This is a genomic window from Hymenobacter volaticus, from assembly GCF_022921055.1.
Taxonomy (GTDB): Bacteria; Bacteroidota; Bacteroidia; order Cytophagales; family Hymenobacteraceae; genus Hymenobacter; species Hymenobacter volaticus.
Genome location: NZ_CP095065.1, coordinates 191,004 through 215,237, shown reverse-complemented (window position 1 = coordinate 215,237; position 24,234 = coordinate 191,004). Strand labels below are relative to the sequence as shown.

Genomic DNA, 24,234 nt, shown 5'->3' with positions numbered 1-24,234 from the left:
TTTTTCGCGGGAAGTACTTCCCGCAGCTGCTTCCCGCGTTGCCCCGACTGGCAATTCACCACTGCACTTTCCCTCATGCGCAACCTATTAGAAACGGTATTTCCCTTAGCCGAAGATATCCCGGCGGCTTACCAATGGACCAGCCCGTTGCACCAGCATGAATACCTGCTCAACGGCTCGTTAGAAAGCTGGGCCGGGCCCTTCTCGCCGGTGCATTCCCCGGTGCACGTGCGCGTGGGCACCGACGCCCGCCCGGTGGAGCTGGGCAGCTACCCGCTGTTTTCGCCCGCCCAGGCCCTGAAAGCCCTCCAAGGTGCCGTGGACGCCTACCAGGGTGGGCAGGGCCGCTGGCCCCGGCTGTCGGTGGCCGAGCGCATCCGCCAGGTCGAGTTGTTCACCCAGGGCCTGCAAGACCGCCGGGCCGAGGTAATCCGGTTGCTGCTCTGGGAAATTGCCATGCCCCTGACCGAGGCCGAGCGCGAATTCGACCGCACGGTGGACTACATCCAGGCCACAATCGCCGAGCTCAAGGCCGCCGAGCGCATCGAAGCCCGGCCCTTTCTGGCCGAGCAACACGTGGCCCAGGTGCGGCGCGTGCCGCTGGGCGTCACCTTGTGCATGGGCCCCTTCAATCACCCGTTGAGCGAAACGTTCCGCCTGCTGATCCCGGCCTTGCTCATGGGCAACACGGTGCTCTTCAAGCCCTCGCGGCATGGTACGCTGGTGTTCCAGCCGCTGCTGGCTGCCTTCCATGCCGCATTTCCGGCCGGGGTGGTGAACACCATCTACGGCCGGGGCCTCGACGTTGTCCCGGCCCTGATGCAGTCGGGGCAGGTGAACGTGCTGGCCCTAGTGGGGGCTAGCCACCTGGCTGACCGCCTCAAGAAGCTCCATCCCAACGTCAACCGCTTGCGGGCCGTGCTGAGCCTGGACTCCAAGAATGCGGGCATCGTGCTTTCCGACGCGCACTTGCCCACGGCCGTGGAAGAATGCCTGGCCGGCGCCTTCTGTTTTAACGGGCAACGGGGCCCCGCCCTCAAGATCCTGTTTGTGCATCGCACGATTGTCACGCAATTCATTCAGCGGCTGAGCGACCGGCTCAAGCATCTTAAAATCGGCATGCCCTGGGAAGCGGACGTAGTCTTTACACCCCTAACCGAGCCGCACAAGCCGGATTACCTGGAAGACTGCCTCGACGACGCGCTCGAGCAGGGCGCGGCCGTGATGAACGTGGGCGGGGGCACCCGCTACCACTCGCTGTTCTACCCGGCCATTGTGTACCCGGTCAGTGAGCACATGAAGCTATACCGGGAAGAGCAATTCGGGCCCCTGCTGCCCATCGTGCCCTTCGACGAGTTGGATGAGCCCATCCGCTACGTGGCCGACTCCAGCCACGGTCAGCAGGTGAGCTTGTTTGGCCGGGACCCCGACCAGATGGCGTACCTGCTCGACGCACTAGTGCACCAAGTCAGCCGCATCAACCTCAATGGCCAAAGCCAGCGCGAGCCCGACAGCCTACCGTTCACCGGCCGCAAGGACTCGGCCGAAGGCACCTTATCGGTGGCCGACACGCTGGATGCCTTTTCCATCCGGGCCGTGGTGACGGCCCCACAAACCCCCGCCAATCAGGAGTTGGTGCAGCACATTCTGCACGGCCACAAATCGCGCTTCTTGGCCACTGACTTCATCTTTTAAGGCTGATGGTCCGATATCTTGTCCGCCCCACTATTGCACTGTCCAAAAAACGCTCCAATAGTGGGGCAGATAAGACACATCTGCTGAACCTAGCGTTTATTGATTGATCTGGCAGAGTAGGCTAGTTTAATCCCTTGAAGAGTTCGGCAACAGCCCCGGTCGATTTTTAAACAAACAGGAAACGTCCCGTGCCCGTTTTCGACGGCCCCTGCGAACCCCGCGTCGGTCATGCAGAGCAAGTTCCCCACAGAAAGGCCACTAGGGTGGGGTAGCGCTTTTCTTTGTTCAGCAGATTCTACCGGAATGGTTTACCAGCTAGAAGCCGTCGTTTTTAGCTGGTACCCTTCTCTTCAGCAGCGGGTAAGCTGTTGCCTACTCTACTGCTGCCAGGCGCTGCGCGACGGACGGGTTTGCTTAAGCATTTTTCGTTTCTGACTTACTGGCACTCGTCGGCCAGTCCGGGGTGATCCACTGGCCGGGGGCCGAGAGGCCAGCGAAACTTACGCTCGGCTTCGCGGATGGGCACCTCGTTGATGCTGGCTTCCCGCCGTTGCATGAGTCCCTGCGCATCGAACGCCCACTGCTCGTTGCCGTAAGCGCGGAACCAGTTGCCCTCGTCCGTGCGGTATTCATACTGAAAACGGACCGCGATGCGGTTCTCGTGGAAAGCCCATACTTCCTTCACTAGCCGGTACTCCCGTTCCCGCTGCCACTTGTGCGTCAGAAAAGTGACGATGGCTTCCCGGCCCTGGATAAAGAGGCTGCGATTGCGCCATTGGCTCGTAACCGTGTAAGCTAGGGATACTCGCTCGGGGTCACGGGAGTTCCACGCGTCTTCTGCCAAGCGAGCTTTCTGGCGCGCGGTTTCCAGCGTAAAAGGCGGTAGCAGGGGGCGCAGTTCAGACATTATTGGAAAAGTAAGGTGAAAGTAAGATCAGGCAGAGGCAAACATTGCCTGGCGATTTAAAAGTAGGTAGAACGGTCAGTATACTCCAAGTCTACTTACATTTGGGCTTCGCTGAGTTCGTAAGACCTTTCCGCTCATGAGTGCCCTTCCTTCCCGTACTCCCCCAGTAAGTCGGCGGCCCGGCAGCGCATTCTCGCCGCTGCGCACCGCTTATTCTACGCCCAAGGCATCCGGGCCACCGGCGTCGAGGAATTAGTCGCAACTGCCGGGGTCGCCCGCATGTCGTTCTACAAGCATTTTCCCTCCAAGCAAGCACTGGTCGTCGCGTTTCTGCAGGAGCGCCACCAAAGCTGGCAGCAGCAATTGGAGCAGCAAGCCAAGGCCCGCTCCAACACGCCCGCCGAGGAAATACGAGCCGTATTCCACGTGCTAAAGGAGTGGTTTGGCGAAGCGGACTTTCGCGGTTGCGCCTTCATCAACACGGTGCTCGAAACGGCGGACCCCCATACGCAGGAGCATCTGCTGGCCCGTCAGCATAAGGACGTACTACGCACCTATCTGGAAGGGCTACTGCGCGAGGGCCCGTTTCGCGACCCCGCGCAGGGGCTGCCCAGTTGCTGCTGCTCATCGATGGGGCCATCGTACGGGCGCAGCTTGGCGACGGCCCCACGGCGGCCACCAGCGCGCTGGCCTTGGCCGAACTGCTATTGGGTGGGCGGCAGCGTTCCGCGACAATCTAAGTCCTTCTTCTGTCCAGCTAAATTAGACCATCTCAGTTTTAGTCTACCCAACTACTCTTCTTTCCGCGCACAATACGATTTTGCTTTCCACTACCCATATCCATTCTGAGCGAATAGAAACATTTCAGTAGGTTAGTTTCGATTGGTGCCGACTAGGTTAATCGACTTTCCCAAGACAGCTATGGACCACGGTGTTAGTAAGGCCATCCAAGTACTACAAGTAGTAAGCCGAACTTGGATACTCGTTATTTGCAGTCAAACAAGTAGTTGCCCTAGCAATCCAAGGCTCTATGCCTGTGCTGTTTCATTAGTCTTTAGTTATAAATCTTATGCTCTGAATTAAGTAATCGTTCTGAAGGACAATGTACTAACGACAAGACCTTGAACTGGCAGTTTCTGCTGTATAGTCGACCCCATCCCAGTCCGCCAGTTGATGTAAAAGGGGTAAGAGCGCCTTGCCTTTAGGAGTAAGGCTGTAATCCACCCGCGGTGGTAGCCCTTCGTATTCTTTCCTTGCGACAATGCCATCCGCCTCCAACTCTTGCAGGGTCGTGGTCAAGACCTTACGGGAGATGATTTCGATGTTGGCCGCTAGCTGGCCGAAGCGGACGGTGCGTTCCCGCAAGACCCAGATCACGATGGGCTTCCATTTCGAGCCTATGATCGACATGACGCGTCGCATCGGGCAGGCGCTGTATTTTAGTTGGACCTTGTTCATCCTTGTTGCCTGATTAAGATGGTTACTTTTTGGTTACTAGTATCAACCATCGTGCGCTACAAAGCTAGACTAAGTAGTTTAATTTTGTGCCATACCATCTGAGGCCGTGAACTACAATCCCTTTTTTACCCCGTTTAAGCTTAAGAGCTTAAACCTGCGCAATCGCTTTGTGATGGCGCCCATGACCCGGGTGCAATCGCCGGATGGCGTGCCCACCCAGCAGGTAGCCGAGTATTACAGCCGGCGGGCGGCCGCGGACGTCGGCCTTATTCTAACCGAGGGAACCGTGATTGAGCGGCCATCTCCCAGAAACCACCCGAATGTCCCTAATTTTTATGGGGACACCGCCTTGCAGGCCTGGCAAAACGTGGCGGACGCGGTGCACCACCACGGGGGCTCTATTGCGCCCCAACTATGGCATGTCGGGAACAGCCCCAAGGATGGGAACCGCCGGTGCCTTTCGAAAGCCCGGCCAGCATGTCGGTGCAGGATATCGAGGACACAATTGCGGCGTACGCCCGGGCCGCCGCGGACGCCAAGCGGCTGGGGTTTGATGCCGTGGAAATTCATGGCGCCCACGGCTACCTGATCGATCAGTTTTTCTGGGCCCAAACCAACCACCGCCAGGACGAGTACGGCGGGAAAACCATCAAGGAGCGCGCGCGCTTTGGGGCCGAGGTGATTAAAGCCGTCCGGACGGCCGTGGGCCCGGATCTGGCGATTATCCTGCGGTTGTCGCAGTGGAAAAGTGCCGACTTCAATGCCAAAATAGCCCATACCCCAGGAAACGGAAGAGTGGCTGTCCCCGCTCGTCGAGGCGGGGGTTGATATTCTGCATGCCTCGACTCGCCGGTATTGGCAGCCGGAGTTTGAAGGGTCAGACCTGAGTCTAGCGGGCTGGTTTAAAAAAATTACCGGGTTGCCCATCATCACCGTCGGCTCCGTGGGGCTGCAAGTGGACGTAACCGGCCTGTTTGCTGGAGGCAAAGGGCGGAGCGCGCCGACTTTGACGAACTGCTCCGCCGGTTTGAGCGGGGCGACTTCGACCTCGTGGCCGTGGGCCGGCAGTTGTTGCAGGACCCGGAGTGGGTTGCCAAAATTAAAAACGGGCGGTTGGATGATATCCGATCGTTTGATGCCGCCAGCACCAAAACGTACTATTAACCCAGCGCTACCTACCCCGCCTGATGGGCAGTAAGCACGCTCCTCGACTAGCACTGTCCCGCTCCTGCCCTCCTTCGCCGTGTTGTCACACAGCGTCATTCCGGACAGTCGCCTTCCTATGAAGTAAACCGGTTGCTGAAAAAGAGGACTAGCCCTACGAGTGGGTCAGGGTGGACATTAACCAGATAGGGCTGAGTTGACGAAGGCAAAAGCGCTTATTTTTGTCTTTCATTCCCTTACTCTGACTAGTCAACCAACCTACGCGTATGTCGAATCGAAACACCAAACTGCGATTGCTTGAAGTGGCCCACGATCTGATTTGGGAAAGCAGCTACGGATCTGTTTCCGTCGATGATATTTGTGAAAAAGCCGCTGTTGCCAAAGGCAGCTTCTATCACGCGTTTAAGTCAAAGTCGGAGCTAGCGGTGGCGGCTTTCGAAAACCACTGGGAGCAGAAGCGGCCAGCTTTGGATCAGCTATTCTCGACGCAACTCCCTCCCCTGGAACGGCTGAAGCGCTACTGCGATTTCGCGGTCGCCGACCAGCTTGGCAAGTATAAAACGCTCGGCAAAGTTGCTGGCTGCCCCTTTAGTTCAGTGGGCTGCGAGCTGAGCACGCAGGACGAGAATATTCGACAGAAAGCGCACGAATTGAACGCACGGATGGTGAAGTATTTCACGTCGATGGTGCTGGAACTGATTGCGGAAGGCACGGTGCAAGAAACCGATGCGGTCGAACTCGCTAAAGAGATGTGCGCATACATCACCGGTGTCCTGACCCAGGCCAAGATTGACAACGAGATTACATTAGTTCAACGCATGCTACCCGGTTTATTACGGCTGATGGGGATTCATAAAGCTATTTAAAGTCTTTTTTTGCCCTGTTACTAAACCGACCAGTCAACTCAATAAGTAATCAAGTCGCTTTAATAAAGGGAAAAGCCATGAAAGTATTTTTGACCGGTGCTACCGGTTACATCGGGAGCGTCATTGCGGAAAAGCTGCTGCAAGCCGGACACCAGGTTGTGGGGCTGGCCCGCTCCGAGGCCGCAGCGCAAACCCTAAAACAGCAGGGCATTGAGCCTTACTACGGTGATTTAAATAATCCCGAGACACTTACGGTGGCAGCCCAGGCAGTCGACGGGGTCATTCACACCGCTTTTGATATGAGCACCGGCGATTTCTCGGCAGCCAATGCCGCGGAAGCGAGAGCGGTCGAGGCGCTGATCTCGGGGTTAAAAGGCAGCAACAAACCATTGATCCTCACCAGCGGTACGGGAGTGTTGGGAAATACGGGTGAACTCATTTATGAGGAAGAAATGCCTATTACGCCCGCAAAAAGTCCCGCCGTCAAAGCGCTGCAAATGCGCCTTTCTATCGAGCAAGCCGTGCTAGAGGCTACCAGTTTACGCGGCGTTGTGCTGCGTCCGCCCAACGTCTACGGGCGTAGTGACGGCCGCGTGGTGTTCTGGATGCTACGAGCCGCGGCTCAAAAACTAGGGGCCGTGCCTTACGCCTCCGGAGCCGGGCAGAATCAATGGACGTTTGTCCATGTTGATGACCTAGCTGATCTTTTTGTGTTGGCGCTCGAGAAAGCGCCCGGCGGCGAGCTGTTCCACGCCGGCGCCCAAAGTGGGCTTCGCACGCAAGATCTAGCGGCCGCCCTCAGCCGGGGCATGGGACTGAACGGCAAAACGGTCGAGTTGGAAAAGGCGGAACTTACCGACGCTATAGGCTTTGCGGCAATGGCGGATTACTGGTCCTCGAACAGCCAATCATCGGGTGAAAAAGCCCGTCGGGTGCTCGGCTGGCAACCGCAGCACCTTGACCTCTTAAACGAAGTGGGGCGCCCTTCGGCTTAGCCTCGGCTGCTCAGCTCTTAGTCTCACGTGACCTGTTTTTACATTTCTTACGTTCGTAAACCCCATTCCTGTGTCCCAGAAGATTTTTGTTATTGGCGCTACCGGCTACTTCGGCGGCGTGCTGGCCCGCCATTTCGTTCGCGAAGGGCACCAGGTTTCCGGCTCGGCGCGGTCGCAGAAGGCGGGCGCGAAACTCGCGGCAGACGGGATTACGCCGGTACTGGGTGACCTCGACGACGCCATCGCCGCGGTGCTGGCGGCTGTGGGGGAAGCCGATGTAGTGGCCTATACGGCGCAGGTCGACTTCGAGCGCGAGCCGGCGGTCATGGAACAGCTGTGCCAGGCGTTGGCAGGCACGGGCAAAACGCTGCTCTTCACCTCCGGCAGCGGCGTCTTCATGAAAAGCACCGGTGGAAACTGGGTTTCCGACGCGCAGGCCGAGGACGACCCGTTCGAGCCCGTTGCGTTTATGAGGGCCCGGGTAGCAGCCGAGCGCCTCGTACGGGCCGCGGCGGAAAGAGGCATACGCAGCATGGTAGTACGTCCGCCTGCTATTTGGGGACCCGGCGATAATGGCCAAGTGGCACGGGTTTATCGCACCGTTGCCACCACCGGAGCGGCCTGCTATGTGGGCTCCGGCTTGGCGGTTTACTCGAGCGTACACCACGATGACCTCGCCCGGCTCTATTCGCTGGCGATTGAGCGCGGCGTGCCGGGTGCCCTGTATCACGCAACGGGTGGGGAGTTCGCCTGGCGGTGGCTGGCGGAAGCCGTAGCGCGGGACCTAGGCGTTTCGACCCGTAGCCTGTCGCTGGAAGAGGCCCACGAGCTGTTCGGGCCCATCGGCGCCACGATCTATTCCGCGTGCAGCCGCTCGCTCGACCCGCGTAGCCGGACCGAGCTAGGCTGGCAGCCGGTTCATCTGGACATGCTTTCCCAGGTCGGGGAACTCCGGCTCCGCGTACTCGCGCAGCCAGACCCGGATGGTCCAAGAGTCAGTCCAGCTAGCCACGCCTTCCCAGGTCAGTGAAACTGTAACCGCGCGTCGAGTCGGACCGGGATTGCCTGCTCAGCAAGGTAAATAACGCTACCGCCGATGAGTGTGTGGCTGGTACCTGCGGAAGGATACGTTACCGGTCAATTCCATTATACTGAATTACTGACCACCCACTACTGGCTGAGTACGGAGCTCGCCAGTGGCCCCGAGATTGCGGCGATACTCAGCGAAGTCATGGGCCGAAAGATAACATGCCAGGTGCTCGGACCCGACGAGTTCAAGAAAGTCTCCACTTCCATGGATCTCCAGGTTGAGTCTTGGTATGCCCAGGAGCGGCGTTGAATCCATGAGACAGATTGTTGACGGCCGAATGGGCTACATCGGCAGCGTGCGCGATGATGTACCACACGTAACCGGCCGCCCTGCGCTGACCTTGCAACGGTGGGCGGCTGAACACCGCGAGCACCTGACTGCTGCTTACTAAGGGTGGCGTTGCTCGGTCAGGACGTTTTGACCCCGACCCTATTGATTTTCAAAGTGCTGCGAGAGTTATCTCTCGCTAGCAAAAATCCATCTCACATTTTCGGAACTGTTGTTCCATACTTCAAACCTATTGAAAATGAAAAAGTTAGAAAACAAAGTAGCCGTTGTGACAGGGGCATCCAAAGGCATTGGCGCTGAAATCGCGAGAGGCCTGGCCAGCGAAGGCGCCTTGGTCGTGGTGAACTACTCGTCCGATAAAAAGGGGGCTGATAAAGTCGTTACCGATATTATCGCGAAAGGCGGCAAAGCCATCGTCGTGCAGGGCGATGTATCCAGCCAATCCGACGTGGAGGCCCTTTTTGCCAAGACGAAAGAAACCTTTGGTGACGCGGATATACTGGTGAATAACGCCGGCGTATACACCTTGTCTCTGCTCGAAGACGTCACGGAAACCGAATTTCACCGTCAGTTTAATACCAACGTGTTAGGGGTCATCCTGGCTACCCAGGCGGCGGTGGCTGGCTTTGGCGAGAAAGGGGGCAGCATCATCAACATCGGTTCCAGTGTAACGCGCCTCAGTCCGCCCCAAAGTACCATTTACGCCGGCACGAAAGGGGCCTTGGACGCTATTACGCAGGTGTTATCCAAAGAGCTTGGTCCTAAGAAAATCCGGGTAAATTCTATTAATCCAGGGATGACCGATACGGAAGGCGGCCGAGTGGCAGGCCTCATCGGCAGTCCTTTTCAAGCGCAATTTGAAGCCATGACCCCACTGGGGCGCATCGGCCAGCCAACTGATATTTCGCCCATCGCCGTATTCCTGGCCTCTGATGATGCGCGTTGGATAACTGGCGAGGTCATTTTAGCTGGCGGCGGCATGAAATAAGCGGTTGTTTGCTTGGCCTGCACCCCGAACGGGACTTGGAAAGCACTTTGACGCTGTAGCAAGCGCACTTCCTGGCGGAGTCAATCTCGCTAACAGGCCATTTCCCCCGCCGTGGCCTTTGACGTCTTACGGGAACAAGTGAAACCGGCCTCATCAGCCCGGTCACCATCACGGCCAAGCTCTTTGACGACCACTAGGCAGCAAGTAGGTTGCCGGGATGCCTTGCCCATTTGCCTAGCTCTCACCCCTGAATCAAGTCATTTTCCGCGATAGGCACGCGCACCGGTTTCAGCAAGATTAGGACCCGCACCTTATCGGCCGTCGGCCACCCCATGGCGGCTTGCCTAGTACACGGCCCACCTTACTGCACCCTTAAAAATTCTTAAACCGAGAACGGAATCATGAAAAAACTGGAAGGCAAAATCGCGCTCATCACGGGTGGCAGCTCGGGCATCGGCCTAGCAACCGCGCAGCTTTTCGTTTCGGAAGGCGCGTACGTCTTTATTACCGGCCGTCGGCAAGAAGAGCTGGACGCGGCCGTAGCGCTTATCGGCCAGCAGGTGACCGGGGTACAGGGTGATGTGGCCAATCTGGCCGACCTCGACCGCCTCTACGAGCAGGTGCGCCAACAGAAAGGCCACCTCGACATTGTGTTCGCCAATGCCGGCGGGAGCGGTGGGATGGTGCCGCTGGGCGCCATTACGGAAGAACACTTTGATAAAGTGTTCAACAGCAACGTGAGGGGCATGTTGTTTACCGTGCAAAAAGCGCTCCCCCTGCTGCGCGACGGTAGCTCCATCATCCTCATGGCCTCCACTACCGGCTCCAAGGGGGCGGCGGCCTTTAGTGTGTACAGCGCCTCGAAGGCCGCCGTGCGCTCGTTTGCCCGCACCTGGACGATGGATTTGCAGGCCCGCAGGATTCGGGTGAATGCGCTGAGCCCCGGGCCAACGGAAACGGCTGCTACAACCCGGATGGGCAGTACGCCAGAGCAAAAGCAGTTCATCAAAGACTACATCGTCTCCAGCATTCCAATGGGCCGGATGGGGCAGCCGGAGGAGACGGCGAAAGCGGCGGTTTTCCTGGCCTGCGACGACAGCAGCTTTATTACGGGCATCGAGTTGTTTGTGGATGGCGGCACGGCTCAAATCTAGCGGGTCGCCGTTGCTTGCGCGCACTCAGAGCACCTGAACGAGTGGGGCAGTCACTCAACTTCTGGTTCTTAAACCAACATCTGCATGAAGCTAGCATTGACCGACCAACAGACGGGGGGAGACTTACTCCTGATCAGTGAGGAGGCAGGGTTTGACCACCGGTTTTATTCCCGCGACGCCGCCAAACCGTACTTCACCATTGCCTGGAACAGTGGCCCTGCCCAAGCAGTGAATATTGACGGTACTTCCCACCGGTTTGACTCGCAAACTATTTTACCCCTGATGTTCAACCAGTCGTTCACGTTTGAGCGGCCAGCCGATGTAGTCGCTTGGCAATTCAATCGGGAGTTTTATTGCGTGGTGGATCACGATGCCGAAGTCAGCTGCGCAGGGTTCCTGTTCGGAATGGGAAATACGATGTTTATTCGCCTCGATCCGGCTTACCAAGCAAAGCTGAACTTGCTGGTTGCCATTTTCAAGCAGGAGTTAGCAACGCAAGACCACATTCAGAATGAGATGCTGGTGGTGTTGTTAAAGCGCCTGATCATTACGATCACGAAGCTGGCCCGGTCGGAATATATGCCGGGGGAAGACCACCAGGAGCAGCGGCTAAGTCTATTTCGGAAGTTCAACGTGCTCGTTGAAAGTCATTTCCGACGGGAGCATTCCGTAGCCTACTACGCGAATTTGCTGCACAAGTCGCCGAAAACGCTGGCCAACATCTTTGCGCTTTATAGCGACAAAACGGCATTGCAGCTAATCCAAGGACGAATTCTGTTAGAAGCAAAACGGCTGCTGCACTACACGCCCAAGTCCGTTAAAGAAATCACCTATGAACTCGGCTTTGAGGAGCCGGCCTACTTCTGCAATTTTTTCAAGCGGCACACGGCCGTTTCACCTATTAAGTATCGTCAGGACAAAGCCTTGCTACCGGACGAGGGGAAGTTTTTATAAGTCTTCGGGAATTCTGGGCAATACGCAGCGCGCCGTCTGGTGGGACCTTTGTCCTGTTCACTAACTCTTAAAAGGACATGAAATTTTCCCTTCAGTTCACCCGCCTAGCTCACCTGCTGGCCCGTTCAATTTTTGCCATGACCCTCCTCGTAGGCTTGCCTGCCACCACCTGGGCGCAAACAGTCAAAAACGTAGTGCTGGTACACGGCGCGTTTGCCGACGGCTCGGGCTACAAAGCCCTCTACCAAGAGTTAACTAAAAACGGCTACCATGTGACGGTGGTGCAGAACCCCTTGACTTCGCTGGAAGATGACGTAGCTGCGACAAACCTAGCGCTGGACCAACAAGATGGCCCCGCCATTTTAGTGGGCCACTCCTGGGGTGGGGCCGTCATCACCGAGGCGGGTAATCACGCCAAGGTAGCGGCACTGGTCTACATTGCCGCCTTCCAGCCGGACAAGGGCGAGTCGGCCCTGCAATGGTTTCAGAGTGCCCCACCCGCCCCGGAAAATGGGGTGTTACCGCCCAATGCGCAAGGGATTGTGTACTATGACCGAGCGAAATTTCACGCCGGTTTCTGCGCTGACGTAAGTGCAAAGGAGGCCGAGTTTATGGCCGCCTCGCAAGGAGCCTTCTACGCCAAAGCGTTTATTACCCCGCTCACCCAGGCCGCTTGGCGAACGAAGCCTACGTATGCCCTCTTAGCCACGGAGGATAAAAGCATTAATCCGCTCATTCAGCGCAACATGTATAGCCGCTCCAATACCAACGTAACGGAAGTAAAGGGTAGCCATTGCATCTACATCTCGCAGCCCAAAATGGTGGCTGACGTCATCAGGAAAGCGGCGAACGGGGAGGCGGCGAAAACCGCCGCCAAATAAGGAAAGTGCCGAGCAATACGGCTCGTCACGCAAACGGGGGCATGCCGTAGAGCACTACCACGGCATGCCCCCATTTGCGTTGCACGGGCAAGAGAAGCCCCACGATGTGCGAGCGTAACGTCACCATGCCAGCAAGGTGCAGCTGACGTTAACGGCCTCTGCGCAGGCGACCGAGCGGTTGGCTACCTTGGAAGAGGGCATAGTGCATGGTCAAGCCCGTGAAGTGTACGGACGGTCCCCTGTCCGGCTTAGCTAGCCCACCTCAATTGCGTAAAGATGTGATAAGGACTCCTTATCACATCTTTACGCAATTGAGGTGGGCTTCTTGCACCTTCAGCGCCAGTTAAGCAGCCTACCCTTGTGTTACTCCCGCCGCGTAATTGGGTAGCTTGTAAGCTGAGGGCTGGGTACTGCTCGGCGAGTGAGCGTCCCCGCCCGTTTTGTACGTTCCGGTTTCACCCTTTTTCCCTGTTCGCTATGCTTCCTAGCCTTCCCCTGGCCGAGTTGGCCGCTTCGCTAACCGAATACTGGTCGCCCCGGGTCGTGGCCGAAATAGAAGATTCCTATGTGAAGGTAGCCAAGCTGCTGGGCTCGCTTACCTGGCATAGCCATGCGCAGGAGGACGAGCTCTTCTTCGTGCTTAAAGGTCATCTGCGTATTGAGTTGGAGCACGGCGTAGTCGAGCTACCGGCCGGCTCGCTCTACGTCGTCCCGAAGGGAACGCCCCATAACCCCGTCGCCGAGCAGGAATGCCATATCATGCTGCTGGAGAAAAAGCAAACATTGCATACAGGCGAGGTCGTACTCGCCAACACGCGCTCGCTGACGGAGCAGTTACGGCAGCTGTAGGGGGTGGTCCTCTCCGTTCGACTAGCGGGCGGCAAGTGGGGTAGGCGTGTCAAATAGTATCGTAATGGCGCGAAAAGGATCCTTTTCGGCCGGCTGCTTAATGAATTTGGCTAAGAAATTTTTCCAGGTAAATAGCAAGCTGCCTGCCTCGAGCACGCGGCTTTGTCCTGCTGCTGTCACGCGCACGCAGCCCGCTAGCTTTCAACGTGGCAGTTTGAATACTGCGAGTAGATGATGCTCGGCTGACTGACGAGTAGCGCTGGTTTTGTTTTCATGCGTTTTCCCGACTATAGGTGCTTGAACAAAGGTCAGGAACTGTGGATAGGGAGTATTTGCGTGAGAAGCTCAATTTTATTTTCATCGGTAAGGCAAGGGTCACAACCTCTTCCCACTACGCTGGGCAGGGTCACAAACCCCACGCCGTTACTGGCTATTCCAGTAACGGCGTGGGGTTTAGGCAAGCTTCTCTAACACCCTAGAAGTTGGTCGTCCGTTGGGTTTACAATGCCACGCCGCCCGAGGCCTCCAGGCGCTGGCCGTTGATCCAGCGGGCTGCGTCGGAGCAGAGGAAGGCGACAATGCCCCCGATGTCATCGGGCTCGGCCGTGCGGCCCAGGGCCGTGGCCTGGAGGATATAGTCGCGCATTTCGGGGGTGTCCGGCATGGCGCCACCGCCAAATACGGCACCTGGCGCCACGGCATTGACCGCAATGCCCCGGCTGCCTAGCTCCAGGGCCAACTGCCGGGTGAATACTTCCAAGGCCCCTTTCACGCTCGCATAAACGGTATTGCCAGCGTAAGCCACGCGGGCGGCCAACGACGTGATATTGATGATGCGGCCCCCGTCGCGCAATAGCGCTAAGGCCCGTTGAGTCAGAAAATAGACGCCTTTAAAATGCTGGTTGAGTAGCTCATCAAATTGCGCCTCGGTCGTCTCGGCAAACGGGTGGAGCAGACCCGTGCCAGCATTGTTGATCAGGAAATCAAATTTGTCGGTGCCAAACGTATCGGCCAGCACTTTAGTGACCTGCGCAAAGAACGCCTCGAACGTGCTCGTATCGGCCACGTTTAGCGGCAGGGCCACGGCGCGGCGACCGAGGGCTTCGATGGCGACTACGACGGCCGCGGCTTCCGTTTGCTGGCTGCGGTAGGTCAGGATGACGTCGATGCCTTGCTGGGCCAGTTTCAGGGCCATGTCCTTGCCCAGGCCCCGGCTGCCGCCGGTAAGCAGGGCGATTTTGGTAGTACTCATACGTAGGGGTTGCCTTGTTGAAATGAACATGACAAAGGTCCCCTGCCCCGCAACCAGTGGTGGTGTATTCGCCAATCAGCTTGTTGTACAAATCAAACCAGCACGGCTTCCAGTGTGCGGAAAGCGCCGGGGCTCACGGCGGCGTAGCGGCGGAAGAAATGCGAGAAGTGCGCCACGTCCACGAAGCCGAGGCTATCGGCAATTTCCCAGAGCGACCAGTCCGTCTGGCGCAGCAGGGCCTTAGCCTCCTGCGCCAGACGGCCGCCGATGAGGTCGGTGGTGGTGCGGCCGGTGTGCTCCTTGAGCACCTTGTTGAGGTGGTTGACGTGCACGGCCAACTGGTCGGCAAAATCCTTGGGCGTGCGCAGCGGCACGCCCTGCTGGGGGGTAGTCAGAGGAAACTGCTGCTCGAGCAGTTCCACGAAGCGGGACGTGAGCCGGGCCGCCGCCGAATGCGTGGGGTGCAGTGTGGTAGCGGGCTGTCGCTTCTGGCCCAGGTGTAGCAGTTCCAGTACGTAGGCCCGTAGCAGGTCGTACTTGTGGGCGTAGTCGGAGCTTAACTCCTCGTGCATTTGGGTGAACAGCGCCGCCGCCCGCGCCACTTCAACTGGATTTAGCTGAAACACGAGGTGCCCCTCGGCTTGAAGAAGAGGCAGCTCCTCGAGCGTAGCGCCTCCCAGAACGGGCAGCATAAACTCGGCCGTGAAGAGGCAGAAGTGCCCCTGCTGGGCCTCGGCGGGCCGCCACTGAAATGATTTCTTAGGCGTGGAAAACACCAACGCATCGGGGGCAATGTCAATGGTGTGGTTGGCGTACTCGGCGCGGCTGTGGCTGCGCAACAGGCTGACCTTGTAAAAGGAACGGCAAGGGTAAGACGTGCCGGCGCGCAACTGGGTGGACTCCCAGAGGTCCGCCATGTTAAACACGTTGAAGTGGCCCACTTCGCGCTGAATGCCTAGGGGCAGCAACGTGCTTAGGTCGAGACCGATGCAGAGCGCCAATTCCTGATAGAGGGCAGTAAGGGCGGTGGTCGTCATAGCAGCCAGTATTCTGTACGATTCAAAGCTACTGCAACCCCCAGCCGGGCGAAAAGTTCGCTGGTAGCTCAGCGGCAGACCTCAGCAACTGGAACGCCGCATAGCTGTAGCGTTTTTTAGGACGGCTCAAATAGCATTACCGTCTCAAAAAGCCCTCCAATAACCGGACGGACAAGACACACGAAAGCTACGGGCAGTGTACCAGGTGATACTAGAAAGCAGGCCCCGATCTTATACAGCCAACTCGTTGTTGGACAAGCCAGCTGGTAAGCAGAGACTTTATACCTCACGACTTAGTGATCAGCGGCAGCTGCCCAATACTAAACAATTCATCACCCTTACCGATGGGCGGCGTAGCGCTCATATAAAGGACCACGCCATCAACTGGCGATATCACCTCCGAGAGGTGGTTGCCAAATAAGTCGGTCACGAAGCCTAGTTTGCGGCCTTTATAAATAAATTCGCCCGCCTTTACTAGAGGGTAAAAAAAGCCGGTATGCGCGCTGTTGATGCTCGTGCGGCGGGCAATCAAGTAAGGCTGGCTCCGCGACAGCGTGCCCTCCTCGATGCGCAGATGTACCAGCAGGTTGTGCAGCGCCTGCTTGATCAGAGCCACGTTTTCCGCTTCCACCTGCCCGAGGCGGCCGCACTCGATATCCACTGCCGGGATGCCGCGTTTGATGGCTTCGCGCGAGCAATAGATCGCCGCTTCCTTAAGCGTAGGCTCGTTGCCGAACTGCACCACGTAAGGAAAGCCGAGCGCCACGGCCATCTGCCGGCCTTTTTCGGACAGCTCGGGGGTGTCGAAGTAATTGTAGTAACCCGAATAGGGGCGCAGATCTTCGGGGGCGTCGCCGGCGTGCACGTCAACGACAAAGTTGCAGCGGGCGATGATGTCGTTGCTTAGCACCCAGGCCATGCGCTCGGTAATGGTGCCATCCACCTTACCCGGAAACACCCGGTTCAGGTTCTTATTATCCAAGGGATTAACATCCGTCCGGTGCCCGAGAAACCCCGGCACGTTGGCTAGATGCACCAGAATAACGGTGCCGCTGAGTTGCGCCGGGTCCAGCGATTGGGCAAACTGCTGGGCCGCAATAATAGGGGGATACTCGTAGCCGTGCACCCCGGCAATGATGCCCACGACCGGCCCTTGCTTCGCGCCGTGAAATACAGTCACCGGAATCACGGTGCTGTCTTTACCGGCTACCACGGGCAGCAGCATGGCACGTTTGGTGCCCGCTTTGATGGTCTCGTTGCGGAAAGAAAAAGGCTTGACGGTCACGCCGGCTAGGCTTTGAATGGCGCAGAGGAAAACGACTAGAAGAATTCGGATAGGCATGAGGGAAGCGGATTAGTAGACAGACTGCCCAGCTAGCCGGGTTCTTAGCGCGGGTTGATGGGACGCACCCGGAACAAGAGCAGGCCGGTTGCAAACACCACCCCCACGCTACCCAGCAGCTTGCCCAAGCCACTAACCGCCGTTTTGATTTCCGGGGTGCTCGTGAACGTGTGCGTGGGCTCCTTGGCGTAGTCGGCGTGGGTGAACGCCACTTTGTGGAACAGGTAGCGGTAGTAGAAGGCCCGCAGCGCGTCGTGGTAGCGGGTGGCACTTTGCTGGAAGGCCAGATGAGTCGGCAGGTCGGTGCCGGCCAGCGCGTTGAGGCTACTTTGAGCGTTGATGGCCGGCGAAAGCCAGCTTAGGCGGTTCACCAGTTCGTAGCGTTGCTGCAAGCCTTGGCTGTAAGCCGCGGCTAGGGGCCGTACCGACTGGTCGCCTAGGTGCTGGAAGGCGTAGTACCAGCGCCACACGAACCGCTCCTTGATGGTGGCCGTGTCGCGAAACTGCGGGTAGAGCGCAAAAAAGCGGTTCATGGTTTCCATTTTAGGCTTATCCCAGCCTCCGTGAATTTCCTCGCGCTGCTTTACCGTCAGCGCAATGCCCTGGGGCACGGGCCGGGCGGCACTAACGTACACGTTCAGCAAGCCCGGTACCAGCACCACCAGAATCAGCCACAATCCTACCAGCGCTACCGCGTTGAAGGCCGAGTTGCGCTGCAAGCCCGTCACCACGTAGGCTAGGCCAAACCATAACAAACAGTAGAAGGTCACCAGTGCCAGCCAGAGTCCCACGCGGCCATCGAGCGGCACCTGCGCCCCCAGCATGGCCACCGCCGATAGCCCTAGCGCCAGCCCGAGCACCAGCGTTAGCCGAAACAAGAGCTTGGCCCCCACTACCAAGCCCGCACTGATTGGCTGGGCTAGCAGCAGCGTCAGGATGCCTTGCTCTCGCTCACTGGACAGCAAATTGAAGCTCAAGGCAATAACGAGCAGCGGAAACAGGTACACCAGCACAAACGCCAGATCGAAGTTGCCATTAAGGGCCTTGGTGGGGTTCACGTTTTCGGAAGCGTAAAGCTGACCTTGCAAACCCAGCAGCCGCAGCTTCACGTAGTAAGGATTTACGTCGCGCTGACCCAAGGAGAGGCTGGCCCAGGCAGTAGGGTGGTGCACGGCAAAGGTGGTGTGGTAGTAGCCGATATCGCCGGCATCAGCCTCCCCGGAAACTTCCCTTGCAGCTCCTCCACGTTGTGGCGAGCCAGGGTGGGCAGTTCGGCCAGGTGCTGGCGCTGGCGCCCGATTTCGGTGGTGCCGTAGTAGATGCCGTAGAGACCGACCAGCAACACCAGGGCAGTTAGCAGCACCAGGCCCTTAGCGGCCTTGAAATGCCGCCACTCATACGTAAACAGAAGCCAGAATATCTTCATCAGCTTAGGCAATACTCGTTTTTTCAATCAGTTTCAGTCCTAGCCAGCTCAGCCCCAACGCCCAAAAAAGCAAGGCGAGCGCGGGCACCAGCAAAGGGTGAAGTGCCCAGCGCAAGGGTGGGGCCTGGTAAGCGAAAGGGGGAATGGCCCGCCAGGTAGCGGCGTCGAGCTTGCGCTCTTTGTCGCCGTAGCCCATGCCCACCTGCAAGGCGTTGAGTTGTTGTGCCAACTGATAGCGGTAAGCCTCGGCCGCCTGCTGGAAGTGCACGTAGTGGGCGAAGTCGGAGCCGGCCAACCCCATCGACAAGGGCCGAATGGCTTGGTACGGGTTAAGCAAACCCATCCAGGTGGAAAGGGCGTTTTGCCGCTCGTAGGTGCTCGTCAGGCCGGCAAAATGCCGTTGGTACACCTGGCTGGTGTAGGCCTCACTTTCGGCCATCACCAAACCACCCACGCTCACGGGCAGTTTTTCCTCGGAATCAACCCCATATTTTTTTAGCAGATTCGCCTTGAGCACGGCCGTGCGCTGATCCTGCGGATCGTGGCCGTTGATCCCTTTCTGCGCTTCTTCGTGCACGGCGGCGTCCAGTTGCGCCTTGGTGATGGCGGGAAACAGGTTGGCGCCTAGGTTGGCGGTGGCTTTCGGCAAAATGATGCAGCCCAGCATCCAAAACCCAAGCAACGTTACCAAGGCGGTGCGGGCGTGGTGCTGCCACGCGGACACCACCACCGAGCCCACGATAAAGAGGAAAAAGTACACCCCGTAGCTTAGCGCGAACAACGCCAGCCGCGCCCACAAATCAAGGTTGCCGGCAACTTCTTCCTGCCCGAAGAGCAGCCCCGCGGCCAGTGCCAATGCCGGCCCAACGACCAGTGTTACGGCCCAGCTGTAGCCGGCAATCTTGCCCCATGCCACCTGCCGCAACGATACGCCCTGGCTGAGCAGCAACTTTAAAGTGCCGCTTTCGCGCTCCTCCGTGAAGGCGCTGAAGCACAGAAAGATGATGAGCAGCGGCACCAGCAGTTGCAGCACAAAGGCCACGCTCAGCTCACCGAACCGGATCAACGAGCCCGACTGTTGGGCGGGACTAAAGTTGACGCTGTTCTGCTGGTGAGCCTCCAGAAACACCGACGCGCCGGTAAACGAATCCAGCCCGGAATCCAGGAAGCTCAGGGTGGACTTGGGGCGGAAGGCAAACGAGCCGTAGTGAGCCACTCGGTGCGGGTGGCGGTTGGGTTGGTGATGGAACTGCTCGTTGACGGTTTGCTGCGCCACCGTGCGCTCCTGCTGCAGGGTACGGTAGCTGGCCCGCCCCACCAGGGTGGCGGCCAGCAACAACCCTAGCACTAACACACTCAGCACCATAAAGCGCCGGTCGCGCAGGGTGCTGATAAACTCTTTTTGGGCTATGCTGCGTATCATCGGCTAGTGCATGTAGTGGAGGTAGAGCTGTTCGAGTTCGTTGGCATTGAGCGTCGTAGTCGAGCGCACGTCCACCAGTTCGCCCTCGCGCATAATGCCCACCCGGGTGCCCACTTCTTTGGCCCGGAAAATATCGTGGGTGGCCATGAACACGGCCGTGCCCTGCAAGCTGAGCGCGCGCAGCAACTCGGAAAACTCGTTGGAGGCCTTAGGGTCGAGGCCGGAGGTAGGCTCGTCGAGCAGCAGCACCTTGGCGTGCTTGGCTACGGCAATGGCAATGCCTACTTTCTGGCGCATGCCCTTGGAGTAGGTGCCCACGCGGCGGCCTACCGCCTCGGTCGGCAGCCCGGCCTGCGCCAGGTAAGTTAGCAGCTCGCCTTTTTGGTAGTTGAAGCCCGCTAGACTACTGAACAACGAGAGGTTTTCCAGGGCCGTCAGGTGGGGGTAAAGCATCACATTCTCCGGGATGTACGCCAGGTGCTGCTTGATTTTCAACGGGTTTTTGGCCACTTCCAGCCCGTTGATGTAGGCCGCGCCGGCAGTGGGCAGCACAAAGCCCAGAAACAGGTTGATGGTGGTGCTCTTGCCGGCCCCGTTCTGGCCGAGCAGGCAGAACACTTCGCCGGCTTCAATCTGCAGGTTCAGGCCTTGCAGGGCCAGCTTTGCCGGGTACTGCTTGCGCAGGTCTTTGGCTTCTAAGATGTAGGTCATGGTTGAGCTACTTACAAGAGGGTGAAGCGGACTAAAGCTGGCCGCTAAAATGAATACCCGAGCGTGGTAATGAAATTGCGCGGGGCGCCGGGGCTGGCCCGGAAGTAGTCGTAGCCACCCACGAAGTAGTACTTGTCCAGCAGGTTGTTGACGTTGACGTGGAAGTTGAAGCGGTTGATAGTGTAGAACAGGGCCACGTCGGCCACGGCGTAGCCGGGCCAGTAAGACCATTCGGCAGGGCCGCCGTCGAGGGGCGTTACCTGGTTTTCGAAACGGCGGCGGGTCACGTAGTTGCCGCCCACGGCCAACCCCAGGCCGCGCAACGTGGGCGTGAGGAAGGTGTATTTAGCCCACAAGCCGCCCGAGTTTTCGGGTGCGTTAGCCAGGGGCTGGCCTTTTTCGGCCGCCAGGTCGGCTTCCGTCACCTCGGTGTGGTTGAAGGCGTAATTGACGTTCAGGTTGAAATTGGGCAGAATGTTGCCCGTCAGTTCCACCTCCACCCCGCGCGAACGGGCCTGGTTTTGGCGGTAGATGGCCGCTCCATCCGCCGTGAGCGAGCCGGTATTGACGAGTTGATTGCGGCGTCCAATCTGGTAGGCGGCCACCGTCGCGAACAGCGCTTTCTGGAAAAACTCTCCCTTTAAACCGGTTTCCAGCTGGTAGCTGGTTTCGGGGCTGAACGGTTTGCTGCGCCCGTAGCGCTCCGGAAAGCGGATAAGCTCGGGCCGCAGCGGCCGGAAACCCGCGCTGTAGGAGGCAAAGTAGTTGAGGTTGTCGCGCAGGGCGTACGTGAGGCCCGCCCGGGGCAGGAACTTGGTTTGCGCAATGTTGGTGGTGCCGTCGCCGTAGTCGCGCTCATCGGCAAATAGCTCGTAGCGTGCCCCTAGCAGCAAGTCCAGGCGAGGCGTCACCTCGACTTGGTCTTGCACATACACGCCGGTAGTGTGATAAATCGAGTTGATGTAGTCGGCGAAAAATGCCGGCGTTGGGCGGCGGATATACGTGCTCGGGTCGCGGATTTCGTAGCTCGGGCTATTGAGGTCGAATTGCAGCGGCGCCACGCGCTGGCTTACCACGCCGTTCGCTACGTTGGTTACCAGCCGTTGCCGCGCCTCGAACATCACACCCTCCTTATCGGTGTTGAAGCGGATGTAGTCGGCCCCGACCACCACCTTGTGGGTTAGTGAGCCGGTGGTGCGATTAAGCACAAAGTAGGCCGACAGGTTCTTGGTGTACTCCTCGGCGCGGCGGTCGAAGTAGCGCAAATTCATCACCGAGTTGGCCGGTTTGGTGGAGTCCGAGTTGTCGTAGGAGTTGAGGGTACGGTGCTCGCTCAGGTTTTCCATGAACGTAAAATCCAGGTAGGACGCGTTGAACGAGAGCCAGTCGGTGAACCGGTGATTCAACGACGCGTTCAGGTAGTAGGTACTCGTGCGGAAGTAGTCGCTTGGTTGGCTCAGGGTAAACGAGCGGGACACCGCGTACAGGTCGTTGCTTTTGATGGGCAAGCCGCGGTCGAGGTAGCCGTCGATGTGGGTGTACACCAATTCGGCGTTGAGCGTGGTTTTGTCGCTCACCAGGAACGTGACGGTGGGCGCCAGTATCAGCGACTTGGTGTCGTTCACGTCGCGGAACGTGTTGGTTTTTTCGTAGCCCGCGTTGAAGCGGTAAAGCACGTTTCTCTGCTCGGTGAGGGGGCCCGTGAAGTCGGCCGTGGCGCGGGTGGTGTTGAAGCTGCCCGTCGAGACGGTCAGGGCTTTGCGGGCTACATCGAGTGGTTTTTTGGTGACCATGTTGATCGTGCCCCCGGGGTTGATGTCGCCAAACATGGCCGCGCCAGGGCCTTTAAGCACCTCTACGCGCTCCAGATTCACCGTCAGTGGCGCCTGGGTAAAGGCATTGCCAAAGCTGAAGCCCGAGCGCAGGCCGTTCAGCAGCCGGAAGCCGCTCTCGTAGCCGTTGCGAAACCCGCGAATTGTAAAGTCGTCGTAGTGCGAGTACTGCGTCACGCCGGCCACGTTCTTGACGGTCTCGGTGAGGCGCAGGGCCTGGCGGTCCTCCATTAGCTCCTTGGTTACGGTGGAAATGGACTGCGGCACGTCAAGAAGGGCCGTAGCCGTGCGGGTACCCACAAAACTGTAGTCGCTTTTGTAAGTGGTTTCCTTGCGGCCCAGTACTTCCACTTCCTGCAGGGAAGTGGTGGTGGGCTGCAGCGTGAAGTTTACCGTTACGTTGGGGGCATCGGCGCTCAGCACCACGGTGCGGCGCTGCTCCTGGTGGCTCAAGCTACGAGTGACTAACGTGTAGTCGGCGAGCGGTAATTGCTCGAAGGCGAAGCGCCCGTCGGCGCTGGAAAGGCCGGCAAAGCGGCCGGATTGTTCCACTACCGTAACCCCTTCCAAGCCTTGCCCATTGGGCCCCACGGCCCGGCCGTTGATACGACCCAAGGGAGCCTGTCCAACAGCCAGCAGCGGTAATACTACTAGTAGAATAAGAAGAAGTCGTTGCATAAAGAAATGGAGGTGCCTAACTCAGCTCCTTCTGGAGTAGAGTAGGGGGAGGGAATGAAGAGAAGAGAGGTGGGCCCTACCAGACGGCGCTCCCTAGGCGCACCAAGGCCAAGAAGCCGTGTGAGCGACTTAGCTGAAAAGCAACCGGGTAATCGAGGGGACCTGAAAAGGCAATGGCACGCTCGCGGGAACGCAACCTGGGAGTGCCTGGGGTTGGCTTAGACGAGGTGACCTCATGCCACGCGCTACAGGGTAGCCGGAAACGTTCCGGCAGTTTTTATAAGAACTGCGGTCTTACAGGGCCAGCAATTAATGCTTTGCTGGCTACCTTACTAGGCCTGCGTGCTTACGCGCAACGGGCAGGTGGCCCGCGCAGACAGGCCCCATCAAGCAGGTGAGTGGCGGGGCATACGGGCGTCTGCGGACAGTACACCGCAAAGGACAGTAAACGCGTAGGCGCTTCCACGCAGACCGGCAACGCGGGCTGAAAAGGGGCATTGTAGAGTTGCTCGACGTGGCAGTGCTGGTGCTGGGGGGTCAGTACGTGCTTGGTGACTAACTGCTGGGGTGCTCGCAAGGCCGGCTCTTCCTCGGTGTGGGAATGGAAGTGAGCGCGTAACACCGTCGCCTCGGGTAAAAAGACGCGCATAAGCAGCAGCAACAGCCACCAAGCGCCAATTCTTCTCCCTTTGCTACGTGTTACCAAACCTATCATGAAAAGTACAGGAAGGTCAAAGGTAGGCGCTTTTCTCTAAATGCTGCAATGTTGCAAAAACAAAAGCACCATTTTGTCGGCGAATGGCCTCTTGCATTCCCATCTCCTTCGTGCGCTTTGTAAGCTAGACAGCAGTGAAATCTATACCACAAAGAACTCTACTAGCTGTCAATGTTACCCAACAGATTCCCTGTCGGAAGTTTTGCAACAGCCACTCCCATAATGGTAGGCGACGAAACCGGGAAAGTGGTTACCCCTTAATTTCTCGCTTTATCTAGTTTTATCCGATTCTGAAGGCTGCTGCTCGCTACTTATCCGGGTGCGGAAAGTCACGCCACCTTGTGCGGGCTGGATGAGCTATAGCCTCATGACCTTCCCCTACTTCCCACCGCAGTCGCTATCCCTTGCATCGTCTTTAATGATAATGGGGCCGCTCATCTTCAGCGCGGGACCGACAAAGCCGACAGAGCTTATAGCTTGGTTTAACGACCACTTCTCATCAGTTGATTTGCCTTCTAGGTTTTTTTCT

General features: G+C 58.1%; 22 protein-coding genes and 1 pseudogene. 12 read left to right on the top strand and 11 right to left on the bottom strand.

What is annotated here, in order from left to right; all coding sequences use genetic code 11:
- Nucleotides 1–75: 75 nt before the first annotated feature.
- Nucleotides 76–1,695, top strand: a complete 1,620-nt coding sequence (locus MUN86_RS27905) for an aldehyde dehydrogenase family protein (RefSeq protein WP_245127028.1) — start codon at nucleotides 76–78, stop codon at nucleotides 1,693–1,695.
- Between the two features lie 436 nt (nucleotides 1,696–2,131).
- On the opposite strand, the gene MUN86_RS27900 is transcribed toward MUN86_RS27905, so the two are convergent.
- On the bottom strand, nucleotides 2,132–2,602 hold the full coding sequence (locus tag MUN86_RS27900) for a nuclear transport factor 2 family protein (RefSeq protein WP_245127027.1): 471 nt from the start codon (nucleotides 2,600–2,602) through the stop codon (nucleotides 2,132–2,134).
- A 228-nt stretch (nucleotides 2,603–2,830) separates the two neighbouring features.
- Between MUN86_RS27900 and MUN86_RS27895 the strand changes: the two genes are divergently transcribed.
- Nucleotides 2,831–3,451 carry a TetR/AcrR family transcriptional regulator gene (locus MUN86_RS27895; RefSeq protein ID WP_375379525.1) on the top strand — a complete coding sequence of 207 codons (621 nt, stop codon included), beginning with the start codon at nucleotides 2,831–2,833 and terminating at the stop codon, nucleotides 3,449–3,451.
- 258 nt (nucleotides 3,452–3,709) lie between these two features.
- On the opposite strand, the gene MUN86_RS27890 is transcribed toward MUN86_RS27895, so the two are convergent.
- The gene (locus tag MUN86_RS27890; protein ID WP_245127025.1) at nucleotides 3,710–4,060 is read right to left on the bottom strand and encodes a winged helix-turn-helix transcriptional regulator; all 351 of its coding nucleotides are present in this window, start codon (nucleotides 4,058–4,060) and stop codon (nucleotides 3,710–3,712) included.
- 106 nt (nucleotides 4,061–4,166) lie between these two features.
- On the opposite strand from MUN86_RS27890, the pseudogene MUN86_RS27885 reads away from it, so the two are divergent.
- The 10 genes and pseudogenes from MUN86_RS27885 to MUN86_RS27840 all read left to right on the top strand — a co-directional run bounded on the left by MUN86_RS27885 (nucleotide 4,167) and on the right by MUN86_RS27840 (nucleotide 13,289).
- Nucleotides 4,167–5,224 (top strand): annotated as a pseudogene (locus MUN86_RS27885) (NADH:flavin oxidoreductase).
- Nucleotides 5,225–5,490: 266 nt separating this feature from the next.
- Nucleotides 5,491–6,090 (top strand): TetR/AcrR family transcriptional regulator, encoded by a 600-nt coding sequence (locus MUN86_RS27880; RefSeq protein WP_245127024.1) that lies wholly within the window; start codon nucleotides 5,491–5,493, stop codon nucleotides 6,088–6,090.
- Nucleotides 6,091–6,167: 77 nt separating this feature from the next.
- Nucleotides 6,168–7,085 (top strand): NAD-dependent epimerase/dehydratase family protein, encoded by a 918-nt coding sequence (locus MUN86_RS27875; protein WP_245127023.1) that lies wholly within the window; start codon nucleotides 6,168–6,170, stop codon nucleotides 7,083–7,085.
- 70 nt (nucleotides 7,086–7,155) lie between these two features.
- Nucleotides 7,156–8,115, top strand: a complete 960-nt coding sequence (locus MUN86_RS27870) for an NAD-dependent epimerase/dehydratase family protein (RefSeq protein WP_245127022.1) — start codon at nucleotides 7,156–7,158, stop codon at nucleotides 8,113–8,115.
- Nucleotides 8,116–8,428: 313 nt separating this feature from the next.
- On the top strand, nucleotides 8,429–8,566 hold the full coding sequence (locus MUN86_RS27865) for a hypothetical protein (RefSeq protein WP_245127021.1): 138 nt from the start codon (nucleotides 8,429–8,431) through the stop codon (nucleotides 8,564–8,566).
- Nucleotides 8,567–8,701: 135 nt separating this feature from the next.
- Complete coding sequence (locus tag MUN86_RS27860) at nucleotides 8,702–9,451, top strand: SDR family NAD(P)-dependent oxidoreductase (protein WP_245127020.1); 750 nt, start codon at nucleotides 8,702–8,704, stop codon at nucleotides 9,449–9,451.
- Between the two features lie 401 nt (nucleotides 9,452–9,852).
- Nucleotides 9,853–10,605, top strand: coding sequence for an SDR family NAD(P)-dependent oxidoreductase (locus MUN86_RS27855; protein ID WP_245127019.1), 753 nt, complete (start codon nucleotides 9,853–9,855; stop codon nucleotides 10,603–10,605).
- An 84-nt stretch (nucleotides 10,606–10,689) separates the two neighbouring features.
- Nucleotides 10,690–11,559, top strand: coding sequence for a helix-turn-helix domain-containing protein (locus MUN86_RS27850; RefSeq protein ID WP_245127018.1), 870 nt, complete (start codon nucleotides 10,690–10,692; stop codon nucleotides 11,557–11,559).
- A 77-nt stretch (nucleotides 11,560–11,636) separates the two neighbouring features.
- Nucleotides 11,637–12,440: an alpha/beta hydrolase gene (locus MUN86_RS27845; protein WP_245127017.1), complete on the top strand. Its 804-nt coding sequence runs from the start codon at nucleotides 11,637–11,639 to the stop codon at nucleotides 12,438–12,440.
- A gap of 477 nt (nucleotides 12,441–12,917) precedes the next feature.
- On the top strand, nucleotides 12,918–13,289 hold the full coding sequence (locus tag MUN86_RS27840; protein ID WP_245127016.1) for a cupin domain-containing protein: 372 nt from the start codon (nucleotides 12,918–12,920) through the stop codon (nucleotides 13,287–13,289).
- Nucleotides 13,290–13,788: 499 nt separating this feature from the next.
- Here the strand turns inward: MUN86_RS27840 and MUN86_RS27835 are convergent, their stop codons facing one another.
- The 9 genes from MUN86_RS27835 to MUN86_RS27795 all read right to left on the bottom strand — a co-directional run bounded on the left by MUN86_RS27835 (nucleotide 13,789) and on the right by MUN86_RS27795 (nucleotide 23,639).
- Entirely contained in the window at nucleotides 13,789–14,541 is a 753-nt protein-coding gene (locus tag MUN86_RS27835) for an SDR family NAD(P)-dependent oxidoreductase (RefSeq protein ID WP_245127015.1), read from the bottom strand.
- 92 nt (nucleotides 14,542–14,633) lie between these two features.
- Nucleotides 14,634–15,578, bottom strand: coding sequence for a helix-turn-helix transcriptional regulator (locus tag MUN86_RS27830; RefSeq protein ID WP_245127014.1), 945 nt, complete (start codon nucleotides 15,576–15,578; stop codon nucleotides 14,634–14,636).
- A 286-nt stretch (nucleotides 15,579–15,864) separates the two neighbouring features.
- The gene (locus MUN86_RS27825) at nucleotides 15,865–16,920 is read right to left on the bottom strand and encodes a M14 family metallopeptidase (RefSeq protein WP_245127013.1); all 1,056 of its coding nucleotides are present in this window, start codon (nucleotides 16,918–16,920) and stop codon (nucleotides 15,865–15,867) included.
- 44 nt (nucleotides 16,921–16,964) lie between these two features.
- Entirely contained in the window at nucleotides 16,965–18,092 is a 1,128-nt protein-coding gene (locus MUN86_RS27820) for an ABC transporter permease (protein ID WP_245127012.1), read from the bottom strand.
- Entirely contained in the window at nucleotides 18,041–18,346 is a 306-nt protein-coding gene (locus MUN86_RS27815; protein WP_245127011.1) for a hypothetical protein, read from the bottom strand. The genes MUN86_RS27820 and MUN86_RS27815 overlap by 52 nt, the downstream gene beginning before the upstream one ends.
- A 4-nt stretch (nucleotides 18,347–18,350) precedes the next feature.
- Nucleotides 18,351–19,769, bottom strand: coding sequence for an ABC transporter permease (locus MUN86_RS27810; protein ID WP_245127010.1), 1,419 nt, complete (start codon nucleotides 19,767–19,769; stop codon nucleotides 18,351–18,353).
- 3 nt (nucleotides 19,770–19,772) lie between these two features.
- Nucleotides 19,773–20,471 (bottom strand): ABC transporter ATP-binding protein, encoded by a 699-nt coding sequence (locus MUN86_RS27805; RefSeq protein WP_245127182.1) that lies wholly within the window; start codon nucleotides 20,469–20,471, stop codon nucleotides 19,773–19,775.
- A 53-nt stretch (nucleotides 20,472–20,524) separates the two neighbouring features.
- Nucleotides 20,525–22,990 carry a TonB-dependent receptor gene (locus MUN86_RS27800; protein ID WP_245127009.1) on the bottom strand — a complete coding sequence of 822 codons (2,466 nt, stop codon included), beginning with the start codon at nucleotides 22,988–22,990 and terminating at the stop codon, nucleotides 20,525–20,527.
- Between the two features lie 346 nt (nucleotides 22,991–23,336).
- Nucleotides 23,337–23,639, bottom strand: a complete 303-nt coding sequence (locus MUN86_RS27795; RefSeq protein ID WP_245127008.1) for a hypothetical protein — start codon at nucleotides 23,637–23,639, stop codon at nucleotides 23,337–23,339.
- Nucleotides 23,640–24,234 lie beyond the last annotated feature (595 nt).